Below are 5111 nucleotides of genomic sequence, written 5' to 3'. Positions count from 1 at the left end.
ATGCTAAAATTTATATTAATTCATTAATTTTAATTAAAATTATTATTTGGGTTTTATTTATTTTATTCAGTATTATATTTATCTTTATTTTTATAAAGAATATTATTCAAATAAAGATTATAATACAAATAAATTTGTTTTTTAAATAGATATATAATGATATTTTAAATAAATTTTTTTTAAAAAAATTTATTTAAAATAAAACAAATTTTTTAAGGTTAATTTTTCTTAAAAATATTATAATTATTTGCAAATATTAATATTATATAATTTATCGTTTTAAAATGAGGATTAAATAATTGCAATTAATATCAACAATATTAAAAATTTTTTAAATCAATAATTATTTTATTATAGGTTGGGTTATAAAATGAAAAAAATAAAACATTATTTATATTTGAATAATTTTATTTATTTAATAATTATCGCAATAATGTTAATGATCATTTATATTATTTTAAACATAAAAATTCAAGTCACAATAACAAAAATAGAAAAAATAGAAAATGAATTTAAATCTTTAAACAATAAATTAAATAAAATTCAAGATAATCAATTTATTAAAAATGATAATGAAAAAACACAAATTCAAGATTCAATAACTTATGAAGATGATAATAAAATAGAAGTAAAATATTTATAATAAAATTGATGAAACGAATGATAACGATAAAACAAAATCATCATTATTGGGCCGTTATCAGATAATGAAAATAATGAAAAATAACGCTAATAAAAGGAGCTTTAAATAAAGAATAAACAATACGGAAGTTAGTATAATTCAACAGCAGTAGAATAATGATGAAAAATTTATTATTATACATCTAAATTAATTTAAAAATTGAGGATTTGATGGATTTTATTTTCGTATTTAGTATAATATAAAATAAATTGTAATAAAATTTATTATTATATTATATTTTTGAGATATATATTTAAAGATTCTTTAATAATAAAAAAATAGCTATTTATTTAAGATTGAAAAATAGCGGAAATGGAATTTAAAATTAATGTTGTTAAAGAATAATAATATACCCGGACAACAATTAATTCATGAATTAAAAAAATATGCTAAACATCCGAGAACATCCGAATATATTACAAAATCGATATGTAGTTTGATTACTTTTAAATATTTATCTTATCAATACGAGCAAAATCATTTATGTGAAGATTTTCAGGATAAAAATATTAATAGTAATTTTATTTTATCTATAAATTTATTTTGGTCTTCTTTAATTAACCAAGTAGTAAATAAAAAATTAACTGAATCAGAATTAATTGATTACTTACATGAAGCTTTTTATAATATTGATGCTTCTAATAACAATAAATATAAATATTTATTTCGAGAAATAAATTTATATAAAAATAATGCGGTTTTATTAGAATCTAATTTTATTTCCAATATAATATTAATAATTAATCAAGTATCAATTAATAATTTAAATACATTATTTCAAAATGTTATTGTAGAATATCAAAAACAAAAAATTAGCGATAATAAAAAAGTTGTAAATTTAGATTTTTTTAATCATTTAATACCTGAATTAGTTAAATCAGAATTACTATTAAATGCTAATATTTATGATATGACTTGTGATAATGATTTGGGATTAATATTAAATAAAATTATTACTACATTAGAAATTAATCATAATCAAAACTTTAAAGGTAAGATATATGGTGGTTGTATTATTTCAAAAGATAATAATACTTTATTTACTCGTTATCATCCTATAGGTTTTAGTTTGGCTCGTATGAATTTATTATTAAAAAATCAAGAATTACTTTATGCTGATGTCGAAAATAAAAAATTTCATCTTCCAGAGTTAGATTTAATTATTTGTGATGGTAATGCATTATCAAAATATTATGAAAATCATTATCAAGAGTTTTTGCATAGTGAAAAAAGAAGAGAAATTTTTCAAAAAAATCTTTATCCCTTAATGTTAAACTCATTATCCTCTATGGGAAAAATTATTATATTTGGCGATGAAAATATTTTAAATTCTTTAAATAAAGATTTCGAATATCATCAAAATATAATTATGCTAAAATCCGGTAAACATATAGATTTAATTATTAAATTATCAAAAACAGAAAATAGTTTTTTTCATTCTTTATTCAGATCAAATGATTTTGCATATGATTATTTATTATTATTTCAAAAAAATAAAAATTTTTATGCAAAAGATATTTTTGGTATTAATTTAAATTTAACCAATCATACATTATTAAAGAATAATGATTGTAAAGATCAATCCTATTCTTCTTTAATTAAAAAAGTTATTCAAAATTATTCTTTACGTAAACCTAGCGTTAATAATTCCGATTTTAAGTATTCTTTTAATGAAGTTTTAGAAAAATTTTATTATAAATATCTTTTTAAAACTAATAATTTTGTTTCATTTAATGATATAATTTTAATTAATTCTACTAAATTTTCTGATAAATTTAGATATTGTTACAATCGTTCTCAAAGATGGTTAAAAATTATTCTTGATTCATATTTTTTATATGCTGTGGGAAAGATTATTTTAAAATTATTAGATAAATCTAGTATTTTAATCCCATTTATCAAAAATAATTGGTCTAATTTAATTCTGGGAGGTCCATTGATTATTTACCTTTTTTCATCATTACAAATAATGTCAAAAACTATTAAAAATTATTTAATCAAAATAATGGCAATTCCAAATTGGAAATTTTTATTATTAATAGATATGATTCTTTATATTACATTACATTGGGAGTCTTATATTAAATATAATTAACCGAAAAAATATTAATTTCTCGGTTAATTTATTATTTAACAATAAAAAATTTTCTTTTTTTATATGAATTTAATTATTATCGAAGAAATTGGTAGAACAAATATTCTTCCATATTGTTAATTCATTATGTTAATTAATTTATCGCTTGCTGGCAATCACTTTTAAGTAAAACCTAAAGCCTTTAAAAAAAATTATTTAAGATTTGCTAATATTAAAAAAATTAAATTTTAATTTTTAAAATTTTTAAACAATTTTTATAAAATTAGAATTCTTCTGAAATATTTTGAGAAAAGAAGATTTTTTTTAATTTTTAAAACCAAAAAAGACTAACTATCAAGTTAGTCTTAAAGATTTTTTTAAAAATTAAAAAAGTTTTTAAACTTTGGGAATATCTAAAAACTTACCAGAATTAAAATAATAATTTAATTTTTTTGTTTATAAATCCGGTTTTTTCTTAATATTTTATTAAGATTTAATTATGTGTAAAACTATAAAAAATCTGCGGCATTGAAAAAATGATTTTTTTTGAAAAAAAATGGTTTGCGCCGCTTTAAATTTATAATATTGATATTGCCAAGCATTATCAAAATGAATTTTTTCTAATTCATTTAACAATATTTGAGCTCCATTTTTGCCTACATCAATTTGCAATGGGTTAGTTGAATGATCCCAAATTTTACAATGCAACAAAAAATGTTCTAGTAAATTACAATAAACTAAATTATCTGCCATTTGATAACTAAAAGGAGCTTGTTGAGCAAATTCAGGATTAGATAATCCTTTCATTTCGTTTTCTTTAATGTGATGTATTTGTAAACCTTCTGAAGATCTTTTAATATATTCATTTATTTGAGTACATTTTCGGTTTAAGAAATAGTTTCCAGGTACTTCTCCATATTTATCTAATAAAACTTCAATTATTTGATTATATGTTAAAAGTATCATATAAGGAATACTAAATTCTATTTGATTATTTTTATTTTGGTAGTGCACTTGAATTAAAATATCTTCAATATCTTCCAAATGTTTTAAGATTGTTTTTATTCTTTCAATAGAACATAATTTAAACTTGTTAGATAATACAAAACTATCAATTTTTTGTAATTCATAATAAATAGAAGGATAGCTAATTCGAATAATTTCATATATTTCGTTCATCAATTCATCAATATAATTTATTTTTTGTCTAATTTTTTGAGAAAATTGTTGTAATTTTTGTTTGAAAAAAACTTTCATATTCTTTTTAATTAAAATATATTTTTTATCTTTTAAATTTTTATTTTTTTAATATTAAAAGTAATCAATTTATCCAGAATTAAAAATTTTTTTATAATGTAAAAAATATATTTTTTTTATTCCTTTCGCTTAAAATTAATTTCATTAATAATTATTGAATTTTATATTTATGAAAAAATAAAATTTTTGTATAATTGAAATTATTTTTTATTTTTATGAAAAGTTTATAAATAATATTTAACTATTTTTAATTTTTTATCTGAACTATAAAAATAATTATAGCTTAATTATTCATTATTTATTATTTATTCTAAATAAATAAAAATAATATAATTTTATATTTACAAAATAATTCTCTAAATAAATAAAAATAATATAATTTTATATTTACAAAATAATTCATTTCATACAAAATTTGATGATAAAATTTTCTTTATTTAAATTTTTTGAATAATTTAATTTTATAAATAATAAGAATTTATGGCCAAATATATACATATATTATCATTATTATTATAATTTGGACAAGCAAAATGCAATCGTGAAAAAAATTACCAGCATAATCATTGAAAACGCAAATAAAAATGTTTAAATTAAATTATATAACATAATATAATTTTTTAATTCAAGATTTAATAACCAAATTTTTGGAATATATCAAATCATTTTTTAAAAAGTTGTTACTATTATAAATAGAGTATAGATGTTAACAACTATTTATTAAAAAACCCAAATGTATAATAAAATAATAGCTTTTAAACAAAAAATAATAATTTATAGATAGTATGGATTTTTATTTTAATATCACCTATAAATTAATCAATTAAGAGATATTTAAATAAAAATCAATCCAAATCCAAAAAAATGATGCTTAAAATCAAATGTATAATTATAAATTAATAAATAATATATAAAGAAATTTCCTATTTCAATAATATGAATTATATATAATGTAAATAATTAGTAATAAATATTTTTATCAATACTAGGGGGGCGGGGGGGGGGGGGGGGGGGGGGGGGGTGGTGGGCGGGGGAGTAGTATTTAAGTTTTGTAGAATTTTATATAAGTAAATATAAAAAAAAATAATAATAAAATAT

The 5111-nt window shown here is 17.7% G+C and carries 3 protein-coding genes; 2 read left to right on the top strand and 1 reads right to left on the bottom strand.

Going from position 1 to position 5111, the window contains the following annotated elements:
• Positions 1-370: 370 nt before the first annotated feature.
• On the top strand, positions 371-643 hold the full coding sequence (locus tag OC683_RS01935; protein WP_304514873.1) for a hypothetical protein: 273 nt from the start codon (positions 371-373) through the stop codon (positions 641-643).
• Between the two features lie 367 nt (positions 644-1010).
• On the top strand, positions 1011-2777 hold the full coding sequence (locus OC683_RS01930) for a hypothetical protein (protein WP_304514872.1): 1767 nt from the start codon (positions 1011-1013) through the stop codon (positions 2775-2777).
• A gap of 465 nt (positions 2778-3242) precedes the next feature.
• Here OC683_RS01930 and OC683_RS01925 read toward each other — a convergent pair whose 3' ends face one another.
• Entirely contained in the window at positions 3243-4013 is a 771-nt protein-coding gene (locus tag OC683_RS01925; RefSeq protein WP_304514871.1) for an SAV1803-related protein, read from the bottom strand.
• Positions 4014-5111: the final 1098 nt, after the last annotated feature.

Origin of the sequence: Candidatus Phytoplasma crotalariae, assembly GCF_030586865.1 — a bacterium.
Taxonomy (GTDB): Bacteria; Bacillota_I; Bacilli_A; order Acholeplasmatales; family Acholeplasmataceae; genus Phytoplasma; species Phytoplasma citri.
Note: the sequence above shows the minus strand (reverse complement) of the source record. Positions and strands in the feature narration are given on the sequence as shown.